Source organism: Pantoea sp. B9002 (assembly GCF_013385945.1).
Lineage (GTDB): Bacteria > Pseudomonadota > Gammaproteobacteria > Enterobacterales > Enterobacteriaceae > Pantoea.
The window spans coordinates 196147-216100 of record NZ_JACAPA010000002.1 but is presented as its reverse complement, the minus strand read 5'-3'; the positions used below and the strand labels follow the sequence as shown (position 1 = coordinate 216100).

General features: G+C 52.9%; 23 protein-coding genes. 13 read left to right on the top strand and 10 right to left on the bottom strand.

Going from position 1 to position 19954, the window contains the following annotated elements; translation table 11 throughout:
• Positions 1–312, bottom strand: a complete 312-nt coding sequence (rplU, locus tag HX773_RS01690) for a 50S ribosomal protein L21 (protein WP_007886644.1) — start codon at positions 310–312, stop codon at positions 1–3.
• A gap of 252 nt (positions 313–564) precedes the next feature.
• On the opposite strand from rplU, the gene ispB reads away from it, so the two are divergent.
• Both ispB and HX773_RS01680 read left to right on the top strand, forming a co-directional pair.
• A complete protein-coding gene (gene ispB, locus HX773_RS01685) occupies positions 565–1536 on the top strand; it encodes an octaprenyl diphosphate synthase (RefSeq protein ID WP_176970168.1) in 972 nt (323 codons plus the stop codon).
• Positions 1537–1772: 236 nt separating this feature from the next.
• The gene (locus HX773_RS01680) at positions 1773–2054 is read left to right on the top strand and encodes a helix-turn-helix domain-containing protein (RefSeq protein ID WP_101762273.1); all 282 of its coding nucleotides are present in this window, start codon (positions 1773–1775) and stop codon (positions 2052–2054) included.
• A gap of 68 nt (positions 2055–2122) precedes the next feature.
• Here HX773_RS01680 and murA read toward each other — a convergent pair whose 3' ends face one another.
• The 7 genes from murA to mlaF all read right to left on the bottom strand — a co-directional run bounded on the left by murA (position 2123) and on the right by mlaF (position 6903).
• Positions 2123–3382 (bottom strand): UDP-N-acetylglucosamine 1-carboxyvinyltransferase, encoded by a 1260-nt coding sequence (gene murA / locus HX773_RS01675; protein ID WP_110868080.1) that lies wholly within the window; start codon positions 3380–3382, stop codon positions 2123–2125.
• Positions 3383–3428: 46 nt separating this feature from the next.
• Positions 3429–3686 (bottom strand): BolA family iron metabolism protein IbaG, encoded by a 258-nt coding sequence (gene ibaG, locus HX773_RS01670; RefSeq protein WP_008104351.1) that lies wholly within the window; start codon positions 3684–3686, stop codon positions 3429–3431.
• A gap of 114 nt (positions 3687–3800) precedes the next feature.
• Positions 3801–4106 (bottom strand): lipid asymmetry maintenance protein MlaB, encoded by a 306-nt coding sequence (mlaB, locus tag HX773_RS01665; RefSeq protein ID WP_008104353.1) that lies wholly within the window; start codon positions 4104–4106, stop codon positions 3801–3803.
• The gene (gene mlaC / locus HX773_RS01660) at positions 4106–4741 is read right to left on the bottom strand and encodes a phospholipid-binding protein MlaC (protein ID WP_176970167.1); all 636 of its coding nucleotides are present in this window, start codon (positions 4739–4741) and stop codon (positions 4106–4108) included. Before mlaC ends, mlaB begins: the two co-directional genes overlap by 1 nt.
• A gap of 18 nt (positions 4742–4759) precedes the next feature.
• Complete coding sequence (mlaD, locus tag HX773_RS01655) at positions 4760–5296, bottom strand: outer membrane lipid asymmetry maintenance protein MlaD (RefSeq protein ID WP_176970166.1); 537 nt, start codon at positions 5294–5296, stop codon at positions 4760–4762.
• Positions 5297–5300: 4 nt separating this feature from the next.
• Positions 5301–6083, bottom strand: a complete 783-nt coding sequence (mlaE, locus tag HX773_RS01650; protein WP_007886633.1) for a lipid asymmetry maintenance ABC transporter permease subunit MlaE — start codon at positions 6081–6083, stop codon at positions 5301–5303.
• A 4-nt stretch (positions 6084–6087) separates the two neighbouring features.
• Entirely contained in the window at positions 6088–6903 is an 816-nt protein-coding gene (gene mlaF / locus HX773_RS01645; RefSeq protein ID WP_008104360.1) for a phospholipid ABC transporter ATP-binding protein MlaF, read from the bottom strand.
• A gap of 227 nt (positions 6904–7130) precedes the next feature.
• On the opposite strand from mlaF, the gene HX773_RS01640 reads away from it, so the two are divergent.
• From HX773_RS01640 to npr, 11 genes are all read left to right on the top strand, one after another.
• The gene (locus HX773_RS01640; RefSeq protein ID WP_176970165.1) at positions 7131–8114 is read left to right on the top strand and encodes a calcium/sodium antiporter; all 984 of its coding nucleotides are present in this window, start codon (positions 7131–7133) and stop codon (positions 8112–8114) included.
• Between the two features lie 13 nt (positions 8115–8127).
• Positions 8128–9108, top strand: a complete 981-nt coding sequence (kdsD, locus tag HX773_RS01635; protein WP_176970164.1) for an arabinose-5-phosphate isomerase KdsD — start codon at positions 8128–8130, stop codon at positions 9106–9108.
• 13 nt (positions 9109–9121) lie between these two features.
• Positions 9122–9688 (top strand): 3-deoxy-manno-octulosonate-8-phosphatase KdsC, encoded by a 567-nt coding sequence (gene kdsC / locus HX773_RS01630; protein ID WP_101762280.1) that lies wholly within the window; start codon positions 9122–9124, stop codon positions 9686–9688.
• On the top strand, positions 9685–10257 hold the full coding sequence (gene lptC / locus HX773_RS01625; protein ID WP_176970163.1) for an LPS export ABC transporter periplasmic protein LptC: 573 nt from the start codon (positions 9685–9687) through the stop codon (positions 10255–10257). The genes kdsC and lptC overlap by 4 nt, the downstream gene beginning before the upstream one ends.
• Positions 10232–10786: a lipopolysaccharide ABC transporter substrate-binding protein LptA gene (lptA, locus tag HX773_RS01620; RefSeq protein WP_176970162.1), complete on the top strand. Its 555-nt coding sequence runs from the start codon at positions 10232–10234 to the stop codon at positions 10784–10786. Before lptC ends, lptA begins: the two co-directional genes overlap by 26 nt.
• Before the next feature lie 5 nt (positions 10787–10791).
• Positions 10792–11517, top strand: coding sequence for an LPS export ABC transporter ATP-binding protein (gene lptB, locus HX773_RS01615; protein WP_008104371.1), 726 nt, complete (start codon positions 10792–10794; stop codon positions 11515–11517).
• Between the two features lie 48 nt (positions 11518–11565).
• Positions 11566–13005 (top strand): RNA polymerase factor sigma-54, encoded by a 1440-nt coding sequence (gene rpoN, locus HX773_RS01610; protein ID WP_176970161.1) that lies wholly within the window; start codon positions 11566–11568, stop codon positions 13003–13005.
• A 21-nt stretch (positions 13006–13026) separates the two neighbouring features.
• Positions 13027–13314: a ribosome hibernation promoting factor gene (hpf, locus tag HX773_RS01605; protein ID WP_101762283.1), complete on the top strand. Its 288-nt coding sequence runs from the start codon at positions 13027–13029 to the stop codon at positions 13312–13314.
• Positions 13315–13474: 160 nt separating this feature from the next.
• Complete coding sequence (gene ptsN, locus HX773_RS01600) at positions 13475–13957, top strand: PTS IIA-like nitrogen regulatory protein PtsN (RefSeq protein ID WP_176970221.1); 483 nt, start codon at positions 13475–13477, stop codon at positions 13955–13957.
• Positions 13958–14009: 52 nt separating this feature from the next.
• The gene (gene rapZ, locus HX773_RS01595; RefSeq protein ID WP_101762285.1) at positions 14010–14864 is read left to right on the top strand and encodes an RNase adapter RapZ; all 855 of its coding nucleotides are present in this window, start codon (positions 14010–14012) and stop codon (positions 14862–14864) included.
• Positions 14861–15133 (top strand): PTS phosphocarrier protein NPr, encoded by a 273-nt coding sequence (gene npr, locus HX773_RS01590; protein ID WP_008104379.1) that lies wholly within the window; start codon positions 14861–14863, stop codon positions 15131–15133. Before rapZ ends, npr begins: the two co-directional genes overlap by 4 nt.
• Before the next feature lie 5 nt (positions 15134–15138).
• Here the strand turns inward: npr and mtgA are convergent, their stop codons facing one another.
• On the bottom strand, positions 15139–15861 hold the full coding sequence (gene mtgA / locus HX773_RS01585; RefSeq protein WP_176970160.1) for a monofunctional biosynthetic peptidoglycan transglycosylase: 723 nt from the start codon (positions 15859–15861) through the stop codon (positions 15139–15141).
• Positions 15862–16737: 876 nt separating this feature from the next.
• A complete protein-coding gene (gene arcB / locus HX773_RS01580) occupies positions 16738–19092 on the bottom strand; it encodes an aerobic respiration two-component sensor histidine kinase ArcB (protein WP_176970159.1) in 2355 nt (784 codons plus the stop codon).
• Between the last annotated feature and the right edge of the window lie 862 nt (positions 19093–19954).

Genomic DNA, 19954 nt, shown 5'->3' with positions numbered 1-19954 from the left:
TTACGCGCCGATCACAGTGATTTTCACATCTGTGAACCACTGACGGTGACCAGCTTGCTTACGGTAGTGTTTACGACGACGAAACTTAACGATCTTAATTTTCTCGCCACGACCGTGAGCAACAACTTCTGCCTTGATCACACCGCCTGAAACCAGTGGCGCGCCGATTTTCACGTCTTCGCCATTTGCGATCATCAGAACCTGGTCAAACTCAATGGTTTCACCGGTTGCGATGTCCAGCTTTTCCAGGCGAACGGTCTGACCTTCGCTTACTCGGTGTTGTTTACCACCACTTTGGAAAACCGCGTACATATAAAACTCCGCTTCTGCGCGTGCCTTTCTATTCATCAGGCGGCGCGATAAATATTCACAATAGGGCGCGAATTCTACGCAATACTCCAGCAGAAGACAAGAGCACTTTGCACTCTCTTGCAGAAAAAAAGCGCAAGGCGAATGCAAACGTTTCGCAACCCGATTTTTCAAGTACAATCAGTAACAGATTACCTGAACTCACGCTGTGTAAAGCGCTTACCATGCAAAAAACGAGTAAAGCTGAAAAGACGAATGAACTTAGAACAGATTAATGAATTAACCGCGCAGGACATGGCGGCCGTCAACCAGACCATCCTCGAGCAGCTGAATTCAGAAGTCTCACTGATTAACCAGTTGGGCTATTACATCATCAGCGGCGGGGGCAAACGCATCCGTCCGATGATCGCTGTGCTGTCGGCACGCGCGCTGAATTATCAGGGATCGATGCACATCACCAATGCGGCGCTGATCGAATTTATCCATACGGCGACGCTGCTGCACGATGATGTGGTGGATGAATCCGATATGCGCCGTGGCAAAGCCACCGCGAACGCCGCGTTCGGTAATGCGGCTAGCGTGCTGGTGGGCGATTTTATCTATACGCGCTCATTCCAGATGATGACCAGCATGGGATCCTTAAAGATCCTTGCGCTGATGTCGGAAGCGGTCAACGTGATCGCCGAAGGGGAAGTGCTGCAGTTAATGAACTGCAACGATCCCGATATCACGGAAGAGAGCTACATGCGGGTGATCTACAGCAAAACCGCCCGCCTGTTCGAAGCCGCTTCGCAAGCGTCGGCGATTTTAGCCGAGGCGACGCCCGCGCAGGAAAAGGCGCTGCAGGATTATGGTCGCTATCTTGGCACCGCTTTCCAGTTAATTGATGATTTGCTGGATTACAGCGCGGATGGCGAAACGCTGGGCAAAAATACCGGTGATGACCTGAGCGAAGGTAAACCGACGCTGCCGCTGCTGCACGCGATGCACAACGGAACGCCTGAGCAGGCGCAGATGATCCGTAAAGCCATTGAAGAAGGTAACGGTCGTCACCTGCTGGAACCGGTGCTGGCAGCAATGCAACAAACCGGCTCGCTGGAGTGGACGCGCAAACGCGCTGAAGAAGAGGCGGATAAAGCCATCGCAGCACTACAGGAATTACATGAAAGCCCGTGGCGCAGCGCACTCGAAGCGCTGGCGCACATGTCAGTACAGCGCGACTTCTGATTTCAACGGGGCCTTCTCTGGCCCCGTTTCCTTCCTCACTTTTCTCTCTTTTTACTTACATCTCTTGCATCGCTTTTGCGGAAAGCGACGCAGTTTCGTGCGCCGGCCGAACATTTACTGGAAAATTACAGGAAACATTTGCTATAAAAATGCGGGATTTTTCCAGATATCTCTGCCACGGGAGAGCCTTTTTGCAGCGGAGATGAAGTAATAACACGGACACGGAGAAGAGAGTTATGTACACAAGGAAAGCGGATTGGCACCCGGCAGATATCATTGCTGCATTACGTAAGAAAGGCACATCACTGGCAGCGCTGTCACGCGAATCAGGGCTCAGCTCCTCAACGCTGGCCAATGCGCTGTCGCGTCCCTGGCCCAAAGGTGAGTGGCTAATCGCCAATGCGATCAAGGTTCATCCGGCAGATATCTGGCCAAGCCGATATTACGATCCTGTTACCGGCCAGTTATTGGATCGCAAGAAGTGCATACGATCGCCGAAGGATCGTAAAAAGATCTGACTGTATTACAGATGAAAAAAAACCAGCCGCGTTGCCGTGACTGGTTTTTTTGATCTGCAAAGCAGAAATTATTCGCCGCTTACGCGCTCGATATTTGCACCCATCGCTTTCAACTTGTCTTCGATGTGCTCGTAGCCACGGTCGATGTGATAGATGCGATCCACTATCGTGGTGCCTTCAGCAATACAACCCGCCAGCACCAGACTCGCTGATGCACGCAGATCGGTAGCCATCACCTGCGCACCCGACAAGGTTTCAACGCCATGACAAATCGCCGTGTTGCTTTCGATTTCCGCATGCGCGCCCATACGAATCAGCTCAGGGATATGCATGAAGCGGTTTTCGAAGATGGTTTCGGTAATCACACCGGTTCCTTCTGCCACCAGGTTCAGCAGCGTGAACTGCGCCTGCATGTCAGTAGGGAAGCCAGGATGTGGCGCGGTGCGGATATTCACCGCTTTTGGACGCTTACCGTGCATATCCAGGCTAATCCAATCTTCGCCCACTTCGATCTCTGCACCAGCCTCACGCAATTTAGACAACACGGCATCCAGCGTATCTGGCTTCGTGTTGTGGCAAACAACTTTGCCACGTGAAATCGCTGCTGCGACCAGGAAAGTACCGGTTTCGATACGATCTGGCAGCACGCGATAAACGCCGCCGCCCAGACGCTCAACACCTTCAATGGTGATTTTGTCTGTGCCCGCGCCGGTGATTTTCGCACCCAGCGTGTTGAGGAAGTTTGCCGTATCGACAATCTCCGGCTCACGCGCGGCGTTCTCAATGATGGTGATGCCAGTGGCCAGCGTAGCCGCGCTCATGATGGTAACGGTAGCGCCGACAGACACTTTATCCATCACGATATGCGCGCCTTTCAGGCGGCCATTAACAGAAGCTTTAACGTAGCCCTCTTCCAGCTTAATTTCCGCACCCAGCTGTTCCAGGCCAGTAATGTGCAGATCGACCGGACGCGCACCGATAGCGCAGCCGCCTGGCAGTGAAACCTGTCCCTGACCAAAACGCGCCACCAGCGGACCCAGCGCCCAGATCGAAGCACGCATGGTTTTCACTAAATCGTATGGCGCACTGAAAACATTAACTTCGCGAGCATCAACGTGGACCGAACCATTGCGCTCAACGCGCGCACCCAGCAGATTCAGCAGCTTCATGGTGGTATCGATATCACGCAGCTTCGGTACGTTCTGAATCTCTACCGGCTCTTCAGCCAGCAGCGCAGCAAACAGAATCGGCAACGCAGCATTCTTCGCCCCGGAAATGGTCACTTCACCACTTAAACGGGTGGGGCCTTGCACACGAAATTTGTCCATTAACACGGCTCTCAATTATCTATCAACAAAACAACCGGTGAGGCACTTAGAAACCGTTGAGTTTACGGTCGCGCGCCCACTCGGCTGGGGTATAAGTTTTGATGGAAACCGCATGAATACGGTTATCCGCAATATATTCCATCAGCGGCGCGTACACAGCCTGCTGCTTCTTCACGCGGCTCAGTTCGCCGAACATTTCGCCCACCGCGATGACCTGAAAATGGCTGCCATCGTTGCTGAGTACGTGTACTTCTTCTAATGCCAGCGCCTGCATCAGCACGGCCTGAACTTCACTATTTTCCATCGCTCGTTACTTCGCTTAATAATAATAAGGCAGACATCTTAGAGGAAAGCGCCTGACTCTTAAATACGCAAAAGCCCCTGAAAAAATCAGGGGCTTAGCATCGACATCCGCAGATCAGGCGATTTTTTCCGCAGAAACAATAATCTGCTGCAGGTTATACAGCGTGATCAGTGACTGGAGTTTATCGGAGATCCCAGAGAAAAGTGGTGCGCTGCCTTGAGCACGCGCAATTTCACGCAGATGCACCAGCAGCGCCAATCCCGCTGAATCCACCCTTTCCAGCCCGGCGACATCAATGGTGGTGATATCCGCCACCGCAGTGTCACGTTCCTGCCACAAGGTTAGCAAAGTATCACGATCCAATTTGCCGCTTAAGGCCAGCGTGCTGGCAGTGCGCTGCCAGCGTAACGGTTCACTCATTATTGCTTTTTATCCAGGGTGATCGGCTGTGCGGCATAGGTTTTCAGCTGAGCCGTCAGGCCATCAATGCCTTTGGTGCGCAGCAGATCGCCCCACTCATTCTGTTTGGTGGTGATCATGCTGATGCCTTCGGCCACCATGTCATACGCCTGCCAGTTGCCGGTTTGGCTGTTCTTACGCCACTGGAAATCGAGGCGCACGGGCGGACGCCCGTTCGGATCGATAATGGTGACGCGAATCGCCACGATATTGGCATCGCCAATCGGCTGCTCCGGCTGAATCTGGTAGGTTTGACCGTTGTAGAGCGCCAGCGCCTGGCCGTAAGCCTGCGCCAGATAATCACCGAAAGCGGCAAAGTAGGCATCACGTTGCGCCGGTGTCGCATCGCGATAATAGCGACCAAGAACCAACGCACCGGCATATTTTACCTGCACGTATGGCATCAGTTCCTGACGCACCACTTGGCGCAGATAGTTCGGATCCTGCTTAATCTTCGGCTGTTCGTTTTTCAGGCGGGTAAAGGTCTTATCCGCCGCTTCGTTCATCAGCTTGTAAGGATTAGTTTGGTCCGCTGCGGCGTTGGCTGCCAGCGGTGCAATTGCCAACAGGGCAATCATCAGTAAACGTTTAAACATCATGTTTTACCTCGTAGGTTATTCCGTTGTTGCAGGTGCTGCTGGTGCGCTCTCCGCACCCTGGGATTTGTCGTCAGATTTGTTATCGCCGCTCTTATAGAGGAATTGACCGATCAGGTCTTCCAGCACCAGCGCCGACTTGGTGTCACGCAGCGTGCCGCCATCTTTCAGCATTGAAGAGCCAAGCTCGGGATCGTCAAAACCTAAATTCAGCGCCAGGAACTGCTCACCGAGCAGGCCTTGAGTGCGGATGGCTAATGAGCTGGTGTCGGGGATTTTATCCGCGTATTTATCGCTGATATCCATGGTCACACGCGGTGAGAGGGTTTTCTCATCCAGCGCGATATCTGAAACCCGGCCAATTAACACGCCGCCAATTTTTACCGGAGAACTGACTTTCAGTCCGCCAATATTATCGAAGGTGGCATACATCTTCCACGTCGGTTCGGTGCCGATAGTTTTGAGATCGGCAACGCGCAGGCCGAGGAATAACAGCGCCAGCAGCGCAGCCAGCATGAAGACGCCAACCCAGATTTCGTTTTTCTTGCTTTGCATTGCATCAATTCCCAAACATCAGTGCTGTCAGCACAAAATCCAAACCGAGTACCGCCAATGAAGCATGCACCACGGTACGCGTTGTCGCACGACTGATCCCTTCCGAAGTCGGGATAGCATCATAGCCATTAAATAGCGCAATCCAGGTTACCGTGACGGCAAAGACTGCGCTTTTGATCATGCAGTTAACGACGTCAGTGCGGAAATCTACCGCGTTCTGCATCGCCGACCAGAAGAAACCGGGATCGATCCCTTTCCAGCTCACGCCAACCAACGCGCCACCAGCAATACCGACGGCGGTAAAGATCAGCGCCAGCAACGGCATGCTGATAAAACCGGCCCAGAAGCGCGGTGATACCACGCGACGAAGCGGATCGACGGCCATCATCTCCATGCTGGAGAGCTGTTCAGTGGCTTTCATCAGCCCGATTTCGGCGGTTAACGCTGAACCTGCACGGCCTGCAAACAGTAGTGCCGTGACGACCGGACCGAGCTCACGCAGCAGCGAGAGCGCCACCAGCATGCCAAGGCTGGTTTCAGCATTGTACGTGGTGAGCACCAGATAGCCTTGCAGGCCCAGCACCATGCCAATAAACAGGCCGGATACCACGATGATCAGCAACGATAACACGCCCACGCTATACAGTTGTTTTACCAGCAGCGGCGCATGGCGACGAAATGCCGGCTTACCCACCAGCGCATGAAATAGCATGAGGCCTGCGCGGCCAAAAGCGGCACAGGTATTAATTCCCTGACGTCCAAATGACGCTAGCGCCTGTAACAACATCAGTTTACGTTCTCCCTGAGCGGGTCAAGTCGCTGAGATAATCGCCAGCGGCAAAGCGGAAAGGCACCGGACCATCCGCATGACCCTCGATAAACTGGCGCACACGCGGATCGGGATTTTCCCGCAGTTCCGGCGCGCTGCCCTGAGCAATGATTTTTTGTCCGGCAACAATATAGGCATGATCAGCAATGCTCAAGACCTCAGGCACATCGTGTGAAACCACGATGCAGGTCAGGCCGAGGGCATGATTCAGTTCGTCAATTAACTTCACCAGCACGCCCATGGTAATCGGATCCTGACCGACAAAAGGCTCATCGAACATGATCAGTTCGGGTTCCAGCGCGATAGCACGCGCCAGCGCCGCACGGCGCGCCATACCGCCAGAGAGTTCAGCAGGCATCAGTTTAGCGGCTCCGCGCAAACCCACCGCTTCCAGCTTCATCAATACGGTGCTGTGCAGCAGTTCTGGTGGCAGTTGCGTATGTTCACGCAACGGCCAGGCAACGTTTTCGTACACGTTGAGATCGGTAAACAGCGCACCTGACTGAAACAGCATGCTCATTTTTTTACGCGCTTCGTACAATTTGGTGCGGGAAAGCGTCGGGATATTTTGATCGCGGAACCAAATCTCGCCTTTGTCGGGCTGTAATTGCCCACCAATCAGGCGCAATAATGTGGTTTTGCCAATTCCGGACGGGCCCATAATCGCGGTGACTTTACCGGCAGGTACCGTTAACGAGATGTCGTCGAAGATAGTACGATCTCCGCGCGTGAAACTGACGCCACGAACCTCAACCAGATTCGTTTGCTGCTGGATCATCTTTACCTCTTTATGCGGATCGGGCGCTATCAAAGCTGTGGATGGTAGCCTGGTAGCCTCGAATGCACGATAGTTTTACAGAAACTTACCCACTTAGTGTGGCGAAAACGGCCTTAAAATTTACTTTTGCCTCCCAGACAGTCAAAATCAGCGCCTGTTAGTGCGTGCAGTATGTTTTTACCTGTCGGACAAGGTTCGCCGACACCTCCATCCATCAAGGATTTTTAATGTTCGTAGCCTCTGCCTTGCTGTTTATCGGATTGATTTTACTGGTTTACGGCGCCGACCGTCTGGTATTTAGCGCCGCGATCCTCTGTCGATCCTTTGGCATCCCACCGCTGATCATTGGTATGACGGTGGTGAGCATTGGCACATCATTGCCGGAATTGATCGTCTCGTTCTCGGCCGCGCAGCATGGACAGATGGATTTAGCGGTTGGCACCGCGCTGGGCTCGAACATCACCAATATTCTATTAATTCTGGGCGGCGCAGCATTGCTCCACCCATTGACAGTACACTCCAATCTGATTCGGCGCGAACTGCCATTAATGCTGCTAGTCTCACTGCTCAGCGGCATCATGCTGTTTGATAACCATTTGAGTCGGCTCGACGGTATCGCGTTATTGCTGATTGCATTGGGTTATCTGCTGGTGGTGATTCGCATTGCTCGTCGTGCTGAACGCGATAATAACGACACGCTAACCCGCGAACAGTTGGCCGAACTGCCGCGCGATGAGGCCGGCAACACCGTGGCCTTTCTGTGGCTGGCGGTTGCTCTGATTATTTTGCCGATGTCGACGCGTATGGTGATCGACAACGCCACCGTGTTTGCCGACTACTTTGGTGTGAGTGAACTGGTGATGGGCCTGACGCTAATTGCCGTCGGCACCAGCTTGCCCGAACTGGCCACCGTGGTGGCTGGCGCGCTGAAAGGTGAGGACGATATCGCTATCGGCAACCTGATCGGCGCCAATATTTTCAATCTGGCGATTGTGCTCGGCCTGCCAGCGCTGATTCATCCCGGCAGCGTTGATGCGCATGCCTTCGCACGTGATTACTGGGTGATGCTGGCAGTGAGCGTGCTGTTCGCCCTGCTCTGCCTGCTGCGTAAACGCCGTATTGGTCGTATCGCAGGCACACTATTATTAGGTGGTTTTATCGCGTGGGTGCTGTGGCTGTGGCTGAGCCCCATGCTTATCACAAGCTATTAAGGACGGACTGACCATGTCACATCAGCAACCGGATTTCGATTTTCAGCAGGCAGGTAAAGCGGTGCTGCGCATCGAACGCGAAGGGCTGGAGCAGCTTGATCAATATATCAATGATGATTTCGATCGCGCCTGCGCGATGATTTTTGCCTGCCGCGGCAAAGTGGTGGTGATGGGCATGGGCAAATCCGGGCATATCGGTAAAAAAATGGCCGCGACTTTTGCCAGCACCGGTACGCCTTCGTTCTTTGTGCATCCCGGCGAAGCCAGCCACGGCGATCTCGGCATGGTCAGCACCAATGATGTGGTGATCGCGATTTCCAATAGCGGTGAATCCGGCGAAATCCTTGCGTTGGTGCCGGTGTTAAAGCGCCAGAAAGTGCAGCTGATTTGTATCACCGGCCGTCCGGAGAGCGCGATGGGCCGCGCTGCGGATGTGCATCTGTGCGTGAAAGTGCCGCAGGAAGCTTGTCCGCTCGGCCTGGCACCGACCACCAGCACCACCGCGACGTTAGTCATGGGCGATGCGCTGGCCGTGGCGTTATTGGAAGCGCGCGGATTTACCCAGGAAGATTTTGCGCTGTCGCATCCTGGCGGTGCGCTGGGCCGCAAACTGCTGCTGCACGTCAGCGATATCATGCACAGCGGCGATGAGATCCCACACGTTAGCCGTGATGCGTCGATGCGCGATGCGCTGCTGGAAATTACCCGCAAGAATCTCGGTTTGACAGTGATCGTCGATGACCTGATGAAAATCGAAGGCATCTTCACCGATGGTGACTTGCGCCGCGTGTTCGATATGGGCATCGATTTCCAGAAAGCCAGCATTCAGGAAGTGATGACCAGCGGCGGCATTCGCGTGCGCCCCAATATGCTGGCCGTTGATGCCCTTAATCTGATGCAAAACAAAAACATCACCGCCCTGCTGGTGGCCGATGACGATCGCCTGCTCGGTGTGGTACATATGCATGACATGCTGCGCGCTGGCGTGGTCTGAACAGGAAGAAATAATGAGTGCTGAAACGGCGATGGTCGAGACTTGCTACGGTCCGGTGAGCGCGGACGTCATGGCGCGAGCTGCGAAGATTCGCCTGCTGATTTGTGACGTCGATGGCGTGATGTCCGATGGCGTGATTTACATGGGCAACAGCGGTGAAGAGCTGAAGGCTTTTAACGTGCGTGATGGTTATGGCGTGCGTTGCCTGCTGACCTCCGGCGTCGAAGTGGCTATTATTACCGGCCGCAAAGCAAAACTGCTGGAAGATCGCTGTAAGACGCTCGGCATTACGCATCTTTATCAGGGACAATCGGATAAGCTTTTGGCCTGGCGGGAACTCCTGGATAAACTGTCCTTAACGGCCGATCAGGTCGCCTACATTGGCGATGACCTGATCGACTGGCCGGTGATGGCGCAGGCGGGTTTGAGCGTTGCCGTTGCTGATGCTCACCCGATTTTACTGCCGCGCGCGCATTATGTGACCCGCATTGCCGGTGGCCGCGGTGCAGTACGTGAGTTGTGCGATCTGATTTTGATGGCGCAGAACAAATTTGAGGATGCCAAAGGGCAATCAATATGAGTAAGAGCAGGCGTTGGATGACGCTGATCCTGGCCTTGATCGCCTTAGTGCTGATCGGCTGGAATCTCACCAACCAGGATGACGACAGAACGCCGGTGGCGACCAACGATCAAGCGCCAACCTACACCAGCGAGAAATCGAACACGGTGGTGTATAACCCCACAGGCGCGCTGGGCTATAAGCTGGTCTCCGATAAAGTGACCTACTTTGCTGCCGATGAGATAAGTTGGTTCGATAATCCGGTGATGACCACCTATGACGTAAATAAAGTAGCGACATGGTCGGTGCGCGCCGATAAGGCAAAGCTGACTAAAGATCGTATGCTTTATCTTTACGGCAACGTTGTCGTCAATTCTTTGACTCAGGATTCACAGCTTGAGCGCATCCTTACCGATAACGCTCAGGTTAATTTGGTCACCCAGGATGTGACATCTGACGATCAAGTCACCCTTTTTGGCCGCAGTTTTAATTCCACTGGCATGAAAATGCGCGGCAATTTACGGACGAAACATGCTGAGCTGCTTGAAAAGGTCAAAACTTCCTATGAAATTCAAAATGAAAAAAAATAGCCTTAAGTTATTGCTGGTGAGTACGCTGCTGGCAACGAGCCTGCCTGCGCTGGCATTAACCGGCGACTCAGACAAACCGGTAAATATCGACTCCGTCAACCAGGCGCTGGACCTGCAGGGCAACGTCGCGACCTTTACCGGCAACGTGATTGTGACGCAGGGTTCCATCAAGATTACCGCCGATAAAGTGGTGGTCACTCGTCCGGGCGGCGATAGCAAAAAAACCATCGTTGATGCTTACGGCACGCCAGCTACCTTCTATCAGATGCAGGATAACGGCAAGCCGGTACAAGGCCACGCCAGTAAACTGCATTATGAATTGGCGAACGATTTTGTTGAGCTGACCGGTAATGCCTTCATTCAGCAGCAGGACAGCAACATCAAAGGCGACCGCATCACTTACCTGGTGAAAGAGCAGAAGATGCAGGCGTTCAGCCAGGGCGACAACAAGCGCGTGACTACCGTTCTGGTACCGTCGCAGCTGCAGGATAAAAACGGTTCGTCCGCGAGCCCTAAAAAGAGTAACTGATTGCTATGGCTACACTAATCGCTGAGAACCTGGCGAAAGCCTACAAAGGCCGCCGCGTGGTGGAAGATGTTAGCCTGCAGGTAAAATCCGGCGAGATTGTCGGCCTGCTGGGCCCAAACGGTGCCGGTAAAACCACCACCTTCTACATGGTGGTGGGCATTGTGCCGCGCGATGCGGGCCGCATCGTGATTGATGATGAAGACATCAGCATTCTGCCGCTGCATGCGCGCGCGCGTCGCGGCATCGGCTATCTGCCGCAGGAAGCCTCGATCTTCCGTCGCCTGAGCGTGTACGACAACCTGATGGCTGTGCTGCAGATTCGTGATGATTTAACCGAAGAACAGCGTCAGGACCGTGCCAACGAGCTGATGGAAGAGTTCCATATTGGCCATCTGCGCGACAGCATGGGCCAGGCGCTGTCGGGTGGTGAACGCCGTCGTGTGGAAATTGCCCGCGCGCTGGCGGCTAATCCGAAATTCATCCTGCTGGATGAGCCTTTTGCCGGTGTTGACCCGATCTCGGTTATCGACATCAAGAAAATCATCGAGCATCTGCGTGACAGTGGCCTTGGCGTGCTGATTACCGACCACAACGTGCGTGAAACCCTCGCGGTGTGTGAACGCGCTTATATCGTCAGCCAGGGACATTTAATTGCCCATGGCACGCCTGATGAAATTCTTGTAGATGAGCAGGTTAAGCGTGTTTATTTGGGCGAAGAGTTCAGACTCTGATAAGGTGTTGTAACACCCTACGTTTGCTTAGGAAATTCTTACCGAATTATGAAGCAAGGTTTGCAACTCAGGCTCAGCCAACAGCTGGCGATGACTCCACAGTTGCAGCAAGCAATTCGCTTGCTGCAACTCTCTACGCTTGAACTCCAGCAAGAACTGCAACTGGCGCTGGAAAGCAATCCGCTGCTTGAACAAACCGATCTGCACGAAGAAGTCGACGCACGTGAATTTCAGGATCAGGAAAGTGATTCTTTAGACACGCGCGAAGCGCTTGAACAGAAAGATATGCCCGAAGAGCTTCCGCTCGACGCTACCTGGGACGAAATCTACACCGCTGGCACACCGTCAGGCACCGGCACCGATTACCAGGATGACGAACTGCCCATCTATCAGGGCGAAACTACCCAATCGCTGCAGGATTACCTGATGTGGCAGGTTGAGTTAACGCCTTTCACTGATACCGATCGTGCGATTGCCACGTCAATTGTTGATGCCATTGATGAAACCGGCTATCTCACCGTCAGCTTACAAGACATTTATGACAGTATTGGCGATGAAGAGCTGGCGCTGGAAGAAGTCGAAGCCGTGCTCAAGCGCGTGCAGCGTTTCGATCCGGTCGGCGTCGGTGCGCGTGATTTGCGTGATTGCCTGTTAGTCCAGCTGTCGCAATATGCTGCCGACACGCCGATGCTGGCGGAAGCGCGCCTGATTGTTAGCGAACATCTCGATCTGCTGGCCAACCATGATTTCCGCAGCCTGATGCGCGTAACCCGTCTGAAGGAAGAGGTGCTGAAAGAGGCGATGCTGCTGATTCAGTCACTCGATCCGCGCCCAGGCCAGTCGATTAACACCAGCGAACCGGAATATGTCATTCCCGATGTGCTGGTGCGCAAAATCAGCAAGCGCTGGACGGTTGAACTCAATTCCGACAGCATGCCGCGTCTGAAGATCAATCAGCAGTATGCGGCGATGGGCGGAGCCGGCCGTAATGAAAGCGATAATCAGTTTATTCGCAGCAACTTACAGGAAGCCAAGTGGCTGATTAAGAGCCTGGAGAGCCGCAACGACACGCTGCTGAAAGTGACACGCTGTATCGTTGAACAGCAGCAGGCGTTTTTTGAGCAGGGTGAGGAGTACATGCGTCCGATGGTGCTGGCGGATATCGCTCAGGCTGTTGATATGCATGAATCCACCATTTCCCGCGTGACCACGCAAAAGTATTTACACAGCCCGCGTGGCATCTTTGAACTGAAGTATTTTTTCTCCAGTCACGTCAACACCGAAGGCGGCGGCGAAGCCTCGTCCACGGCGATTCGTGCATTGGTGAAAAAATTAATCTCGGCGGAAAACCCCGCAAAACCCTTGAGCGACAGCAAACTGACCTCCATGTTATCCGAACAGGGCATCATGGTAGCGCGACGTACGGTTGCTAAATATCGCGAGTCTTTATCGATACCGCCATCAAACCAGCGCAAGCAGTTGGTTTGACCGAACGAAGAAGGAAGACCTATGCAGCTAAACCTTACCGGACTTAATGTTGAAATTACCGAACCTCTGCGTGAATTTGTAAATACCAAATTTGCCAAACTGGAACACTATTTTGATCGTATCAATCAGGTTTATATTGTTCTGAAGGTAGAGAAGGTGACGCAGGTTGCGGATGCAACACTGCACGTCAACGGCGGGGAGCTGCACGCCACATCGGAAGCGGAAGACATGTACGCGGCCATCGACGGGTTAATCGATAAGCTTTCCCGTCAGCTGACCAAACACAAAGACAAACTGAAAAAACACTAACCTTCACGCTTGCAGAGTGCTGACTGATTCGGCACTTAGAGCATAAATGGGGCGGAACTTACCGCCCCGTTTTGTCATCTGCGCAAGCGCCAGCGGGCGAACGGCAATGAAATCAATTGCCTGAAACTCGCGGCTATGTGAACTCGCAAGTGAAACGATGATGAACAACGATCTAACACTGGAATTGAGCTCGGTCCTTTCACTGGACTGTACCCGTAGCGGCGTACACTGCCAGAGTAAAAAACGCGCGCTGGAGATTATCAGCGAGCTGGCAGCGAAGCAGCTCAATCTGCCACACCAGACGCTTTTCGAAGCCATCCTGACCCGCGAACGCATGGGCAGTACCGGTATTGGCAACGGCATCGCCATTCCACATGGCAAGCTGGAAGAGGACACTTTACGCGCTGTCGGCGTGTTTATCAGCCTCGATCAGCCTATCGCTTTTGATGCGGTAGATAATCAGCCGGTTGACCTGCTGTTTGCCCTGCTGGTACCTGCGGACCAGTGTAAAACCCACTTGCACACGCTTTCGCTGGTTGCCAAACGCCTGGCGGATAAAACCGTCTGTCGTCGTTTGCGCGCGGCACAGAGCGACCAAGAGCTCTACGCCATTATCACAGAAGCTCAGGAAGCACACTCTTAAGCGAGAAACACTTTTACCGGCGTATTCGCCGGTTTAAAACGGGAGAAATGTGATGGTGCTGATGATCGTTAGCGGTCGGTCAGGCTCAGGAAAATCAGTCGCGCTGCGTGCCCTCGAAGATATGGGCTTTTACTGTGTCGACAACTTGCCGGTGGTATTGCTACCGGAGCTGGCGAATACCTTAACCGAACGCAATATCTCTGCCGCGGTCAGCATTGACGTGCGTAACATGCCGGAATCACCGGAAGTCTTTGAAGCGGCGCTCAACAATCTGCCCGATGCCTTTTCCCCGCAGCTGCTGTTTCTTGATACCGATCGCAACACGCTGATTCGCCGCTACAGCGATACGCGTCGCCTGCATCCGCTCTCCAGCAAAAACCTGTCGCTGGAAAGTGCTATCGATGAAGAGAACGATCTGCTGGAGCCACTGCGCTCACGCGCCGATCTGATTATCGATACGTCTGAGATGTCGGTTCATGAATTGGCGGAGATGCTGCGTACCCGCCTGCTGGGCAAGCGCGAGCGTGAACTGACTATGGTGTTTGAGTCATTTGGCTTCAAACACGGCATTCCGATCGACGCCGATTATGTTTTCGATGTGCGCTTCCTGCCGAACCCGCACTGGGATCCCAAGTTGCGTCCGATGACCGGTCTGGATCGTCCAGTTGCCGCCTTCCTCGATCGTCACACCGAAGTGCACAACTTTATCTATCAAACGCGCAGCTATCTGGAACTGTGGCTGCCGATGCTGGAAACCAATAACCGCAGCTATCTTACCGTCGCCATTGGCTGTACCGGCGGGAAGCATCGTTCGGTGTATATCGCGGAACAACTGGCGGATTATTTCCGCTCGCGCGGTAAAAACGTGCAGTCTCGTCATCGCACTCTGGAAAAACGCAAATCATGACCGTGAAGCAAACCGTTGAGATTCGTAACAAGCTAGGCATGCACGCGCGCCCGGCGATGAAGCTGTTCGAACTGGTGCAGAGTTTTGATGCTGAAGTGTTGCTACGTAACGAATCGGGCACCGAAGCTGAAGCCAGCAGCGTGATTGCGTTGCTGATGCTCGACTCAGCGAAAGGCGGTCATATTGAAATCGAAGCCAGCGGCCCGCAGGAAGAGCAGGCGCTGGCAGCGGTTATCGAACTGTTTGAAGCGGGCTTTGACGAAGATTAAGCCTTTCAGTGCAGCTTGTAGCGATTCAGGAAACCCTCACCGCCTAACTGGCGCATCTGCCGCATAATCCACTGCTGGCGCTGTCGCGTGTAGCCGGAAGGCGCATCGGCGCGGAAACGGATCGGATTGGGCAGAACCGCCGCCAGTAACGCCGCTTCAGACATCGTCAGGCGGCTGGCGGGTTTATGGAAATAGCGCTGTGAGGCCTCTTCCACGCCAAATACGCCGTCGCCAAATTCTGCGATATTGAGATAAACCGTCAGGATGCGCCGCTTGGTCCACACGGTTTCGATTCCCACCGTTAATCCCGCTTCCAGCCCTTTACGCACCCAGCTGCGGCCATCCCAAAGAAACAGGTTTTTTGCCGTCTGCTGCGACAAGGTTGAAGCCCCGCGCATGCGTTCATTGCCATCGTTATCCAGCACTGATTGAATGGCATCAACATCAAAGCCCCAATGCTCGGGAAACTTTTGATCCTCAGAAGCGATAACCGCCAACGCCATCCACGGCGAGATCTCGTCCATGCCGACCCAATCCGAGTGCGCCACATAATCAAAACGCCCCGTAAACCAGGCACTGATTTGCCGCTCCACCATCACCGCCGAGAACGGTACCGGTAAAAAAGCAAACAGCAGAATGCCCGCTAACCAGATGCCGAGCCAGGCCAGCAGCACTTTAGCAATCAGCACTTTAATACGTTTTCCCAGCGTCCCTTTACTCTTGCTCATGCAATTTTCTCTTACCTGTTCCCTGTATTAATCAATCACCCAAGTCACGATAGCTAATACCAGCGATTAACCACTAAATTTTATCCTCTGACTGGCTAAAACGTCAGGGAAATTGTTGCCTGCGCAATCAACGTTCCTCTATTAGAGCCAATCACATCAAGCACTTCCGCCAAAAAGGAATCGGTTCCATGATGTTAAATGCACCAGGTGCTGCATGCATGAACACTTAACTGAATGTGATATCGCTCACGTAAAAGCTTTCATGATACTTAACTATCATTTTTTATGATGTTCGAACTTGTTCATTGATTACAGAGAGGATTCTGAAAAATGCGACCAAATCTGTATGATCCTGCCAGCATTCGACCTCAATGATGGTAAAGCGATTTACCGCACACTTGGTTTACATTATTCAATAAACTATAAACTGGAACTTTCCGTTTAAGGTTTCCAAAACGTTTTGGATAAGCCGCCAAAAAACCTGACTTTATCCATCAATATCAGCACGTTAAACTTACTTAACTTCAATTTTTTGTCAGAATCAGATTTTCCATGCTTGTGTCAGGCTTTTCCTGCTAACGACTGAAGCAAAACCAGGCAAAAAGCAGAACAATTGGTCAAAAAAGGTGCAATATGGCAAAGAAATTAATTCCTTGCTTGACTGTGTCAGCAAATTAATGTTTTCTGTATTTAATCGCTGCTCAACATCACACAATTTAATGAATCTTGTCACAAGTATTGGCGAATTTGTTAAGGTGATTTGGAAGCGTTAACCAATACCGAACTGTTGCTTTCTTATTCGATTTCTAATAATAGCAGCAGTACCCATTTCCCTGGTGTTGGCGCAGTATTCGCGCACCCCAGTTTCGACTGGGGTCATTTTTTTCTGACGTCCTGTAACTTTTCCCGCTCCGCTACCCACTCACGTAACACGTTCACGTCTTTCAGCCATTCCTGTTTTAACTCGTCGACCCACTCTTGCACGTTGTCCCACCACGCTGGCAATTCCGGCGACTGAATCTGCTTCGCCAACTGCTGTAAATGCAGTAAGCCAACCGAACCTGCCGCACCTTTAATCTTGTGCCCTTCTTCAGCAATGCCTTTTTGATCGCGCGCCATCATGTTGGAGTCCAGCACGTCGAGGTAGCCCGGCATCATCTGCTCAAACATGGTGAGGCTTTGGGTAATCAATCCTGGGCCAACCAGTTCAATGTATTGCTCCAGCATCGCCACATCTAACAGCGTGCGTGACTGCGCGTCTGATGACTCGACGGCAATATCCTCCTGTTCAGGCTGATAATCCCAGAACTTCTTGATCACCGCCGTAAGCGCGGGCACAGCAAGTGGTTTGCTCAATACATCATCCATGCCGGCATCGAGATACTCTTTTTTGTCTTTCAGCACATTGGCGGTCAATGCCACCAGCGGCGGAAGCGCCACATCTGCATAGCGCTGATGGATGGAACGCGACACGTCGAGGCCGGTCATATCCGGGAGCTGAATATCGAGCAACACCAGATCGAACTCCTGCGGATCAAACATCGCCAGCGCGTCCGTACCGGTCATCGCGACTTCGACGCTGCAACCCAGCTTCTCCAGTACCGAACGCGCCACAATCACGTTGAGCTCAATATCTTCCACCAGCAAAACGTGCAGCGCCGGTAACGGCATGCTGTCATCCAGATTATCATCTTCCACTTCCTCAGCGACGCGTGGCGCGTTGATCTCGACGGTAAAGCAGGAACCCTGCCCCGCGACGCTACTGACGCTGATATCGCCGCCCATCGCCTGAGCCAGGCGACGCGAGACCGCCAAACCGATGCCGGTGCCCGTCGCCGGCTTGCCACCGTGCTGATCTTTCACCTGGTAATACATGGCGAAGATCTTATCCTGCTCTTCCTGCGGAATGCCCATGCCGGAATCCTGCACTTCAAAGTGCAGCGTTTCATCCTGACGATAGGCAACGCGCACCACAATCTCGCCCTGCTGAGTAAATTTCACAGCATTGCCGATCAGGTTCCACAGAATCTGACGCAAGCGCGTGCCATCCGCCGAAATTTTATGCGGCAGCGGCAGCTCCGGCGCCATGACAAATTTCAGCCCTTTTGGCTGCGCCAGCAGACCGGAGAGGTTTTCCAGATCGGCGAGGAAACCGGTGAAATCCAGCGGCTGATTATCCAGTTGCACTTTGCGGCGCTCGATTTTGTCCACTTCAATTACATCATTGAAGATGTTGCCCAACGTAATGGCCGAAACGTGGATGGTTTTGAGGTACTTCAGCTGCTCCTGATTGAGATCGGTATCCAGCAGGATGCGGCTCAGTCCGACGATGCCGTTCAGCGGCGTACGCAGCTCATGGCTGATAGTCGAAATAAAGGTGGTCTTCTCACGGCTGGCGTTCTCCAGCGCGTCCTGATAGCGCTTACGCTCGGTAATATCGCGGCCAAAGCCCATCAGGCCACTGCGTTTGCCGACGCGGTCGTAATAGGGCACTTTACGGATTTCGAAACAGGCTTTGCGCCCGTCGGGATATTGCAGCCACTGTTCGTAGGTCAGCGACACATTGTGGCGGAACACCTTCTCATCGGTTTCCAGCACTTTGGTCGCGGCTTCGTCATCGTAAATATCGCGCGGAGTCAGGCCAATCAGCTGCTTTTCGCTCATGCCGGTTAGCAGTTCCATGGCTCGGTTACAGCCGGAGAACTGCTTATCAATGTTGCGGTAGAACACCAAATCCGGTGACGCATCAAGGAAGGAGCGCAGAAAGGAGGATTGCTGTTCCAGCTCGATTTGCGCCTGCTCGCGTCGTGCCATCTCTTCGCGCAGCTTATCCATCACCTGCTCGCGCGCCTGCTCAGCTTTGATACGATCGTTAATTTCCTGATTAAGCTGGGTGATGGTCTCTTTCATCTGCTGGTTCAGCTCGAGATCGCGCGTACGCATCTCCTCCAGCTTATCCACCAGTTTTGACAGGCGTTGGCGCGACTCTTCCAGCTGATCGACCACCACTGAGAGGAAATAGACCGCCCAGGGCGTAATTAACAGACCGAAGAAGATGGAGCGGACGACGTCTATGCTCTCCACATGTCCGCGCAACACCATGGTGACGGCCATCTGCACCACCATCGCCAGCACCACCAGCGCCGAGGCTAACAGCAGCGAAAAGCGTACCAGGCCGAGTTTGACCATCAAATCAACGTAGTACTGCGCTAAAAGACGAATCTGTTTCATTACGAGCTCCCTGAACGAAATCTGGCTCATGATAGCGTAATTATCGCTGCGCTGCCCCGCTTCACCCGGCCATATCGCGCGGGTTATGCCCTGTAATGGTGCATCGCAGCACGATTTCGCCGACGTTCCCTTCTATATGCGCAAAGCGCTTGACTAATTCTGCCAACTGAATAATCTGGAGGGCCGCGCTTTTGCGGGCCTTTTCTCAACATCCTGTGCTAATCAGCACCCTGGCAGCCATTTGCCCTGATGGTTGCACCTCTTTATTGCATACCCATTCAACTTAAATGATTTTTTAAGCACGCCTCGCGTGATTAATTTTACTAATGGCAGCGCCATTTTGATTCAAATATGACGCCATAAGAAAAACAGATACATGCTGTGTATCATCTGCTCCTAACAGAATTAAATGCTGTTATAACCCTTGCTGCCAGCATTGTTTGGATATTAGAGGGCTGGGTCACAGTGAGACGGCTCACACTTCCTGGGGGAATGCCAAGCGGGAGATTGACATAAATTTACGCAATAAAGTCTTAATAATCATTCAATTAAGTAGCAAGAAAGCCTATTACCCGCATCAAAGCTGGCTATTTGACCTGAGTTCGCTTTCCCGATAAGTTGGAATTCCACTGGAAGCTTTCCTGGTGGGCCTGTGTCTCGGCATATCTATGCAGCAAGAAGCCTCCCTCTGGATGCAAGCTATCTCCCGAAAGAGACCGGAATAAAAAGAGCAGCTCATTAAGGACGTGACAACAGTGTCTTGAGAGCCCTTGCTCGGTGCTGCGACGCCCGCTCTTTACTGAGCGGCACAAGAATTGATACCGCCGCGCGGGCTTAAATTGTCACGCTGCGGTACGCGAAA

Excerpts from the sequence above, each read along its gene's own strand:
- ptsN (WP_176970221.1), top strand. The coding sequence starts at position 13,475 with ATGAACAACGATCTAACACTGGAATTGAGCTCGGTCCTTTCACTGGAC.
- mlaD (WP_176970166.1), bottom strand. The coding sequence starts at position 5,296 with ATGCAAAGCAAGAAAAACGAAATCTGGGTTGGCGTCTTCATGCTGGCT.
- kdsD (WP_176970164.1), top strand. The coding sequence starts at position 8,128 with ATGTCACATCAGCAACCGGATTTCGATTTTCAGCAGGCAGGTAAAGCG.
- HX773_RS01640 (WP_176970165.1), top strand. The coding sequence starts at position 7,131 with ATGTTCGTAGCCTCTGCCTTGCTGTTTATCGGATTGATTTTACTGGTT.
- rpoN (WP_176970161.1), top strand. The coding sequence starts at position 11,566 with ATGAAGCAAGGTTTGCAACTCAGGCTCAGCCAACAGCTGGCGATGACT.
- ibaG (WP_008104351.1), bottom strand. The coding sequence starts at position 3,686 with ATGGAAAATAGTGAAGTTCAGGCCGTGCTGATGCAGGCGCTGGCATTA.
- lptB (WP_008104371.1), top strand. The coding sequence starts at position 10,792 with ATGGCTACACTAATCGCTGAGAACCTGGCGAAAGCCTACAAAGGCCGC.
- mlaE (WP_007886633.1), bottom strand. The coding sequence starts at position 6,083 with ATGTTGTTACAGGCGCTAGCGTCATTTGGACGTCAGGGAATTAATACC.
- mtgA (WP_176970160.1), bottom strand. The coding sequence starts at position 15,861 with ATGAGCAAGAGTAAAGGGACGCTGGGAAAACGTATTAAAGTGCTGATT.
- murA (WP_110868080.1), bottom strand. The coding sequence starts at position 3,382 with ATGGACAAATTTCGTGTGCAAGGCCCCACCCGTTTAAGTGGTGAAGTG.
- hpf (WP_101762283.1), top strand. The coding sequence starts at position 13,027 with ATGCAGCTAAACCTTACCGGACTTAATGTTGAAATTACCGAACCTCTG.
- rapZ (WP_101762285.1), top strand. The coding sequence starts at position 14,010 with ATGGTGCTGATGATCGTTAGCGGTCGGTCAGGCTCAGGAAAATCAGTC.
- arcB (WP_176970159.1), bottom strand. The coding sequence starts at position 19,092 with ATGAAACAGATTCGTCTTTTAGCGCAGTACTACGTTGATTTGATGGTC.
- mlaC (WP_176970167.1), bottom strand. The coding sequence starts at position 4,741 with ATGTTTAAACGTTTACTGATGATTGCCCTGTTGGCAATTGCACCGCTG.
- mlaF (WP_008104360.1), bottom strand. The coding sequence starts at position 6,903 with ATGATCCAGCAGCAAACGAATCTGGTTGAGGTTCGTGGCGTCAGTTTC.
- rplU (WP_007886644.1), bottom strand. The coding sequence starts at position 312 with ATGTACGCGGTTTTCCAAAGTGGTGGTAAACAACACCGAGTAAGCGAA.
- ispB (WP_176970168.1), top strand. The coding sequence starts at position 565 with ATGAACTTAGAACAGATTAATGAATTAACCGCGCAGGACATGGCGGCC.
- HX773_RS01680 (WP_101762273.1), top strand. The coding sequence starts at position 1,773 with ATGTACACAAGGAAAGCGGATTGGCACCCGGCAGATATCATTGCTGCA.
- lptC (WP_176970163.1), top strand. The coding sequence starts at position 9,685 with ATGAGTAAGAGCAGGCGTTGGATGACGCTGATCCTGGCCTTGATCGCC.
- kdsC (WP_101762280.1), top strand. The coding sequence starts at position 9,122 with ATGAGTGCTGAAACGGCGATGGTCGAGACTTGCTACGGTCCGGTGAGC.
- npr (WP_008104379.1), top strand. The coding sequence starts at position 14,861 with ATGACCGTGAAGCAAACCGTTGAGATTCGTAACAAGCTAGGCATGCAC.
- mlaB (WP_008104353.1), bottom strand. The coding sequence starts at position 4,106 with ATGAGTGAACCGTTACGCTGGCAGCGCACTGCCAGCACGCTGGCCTTA.
- lptA (WP_176970162.1), top strand. The coding sequence starts at position 10,232 with ATGAAATTCAAAATGAAAAAAAATAGCCTTAAGTTATTGCTGGTGAGT.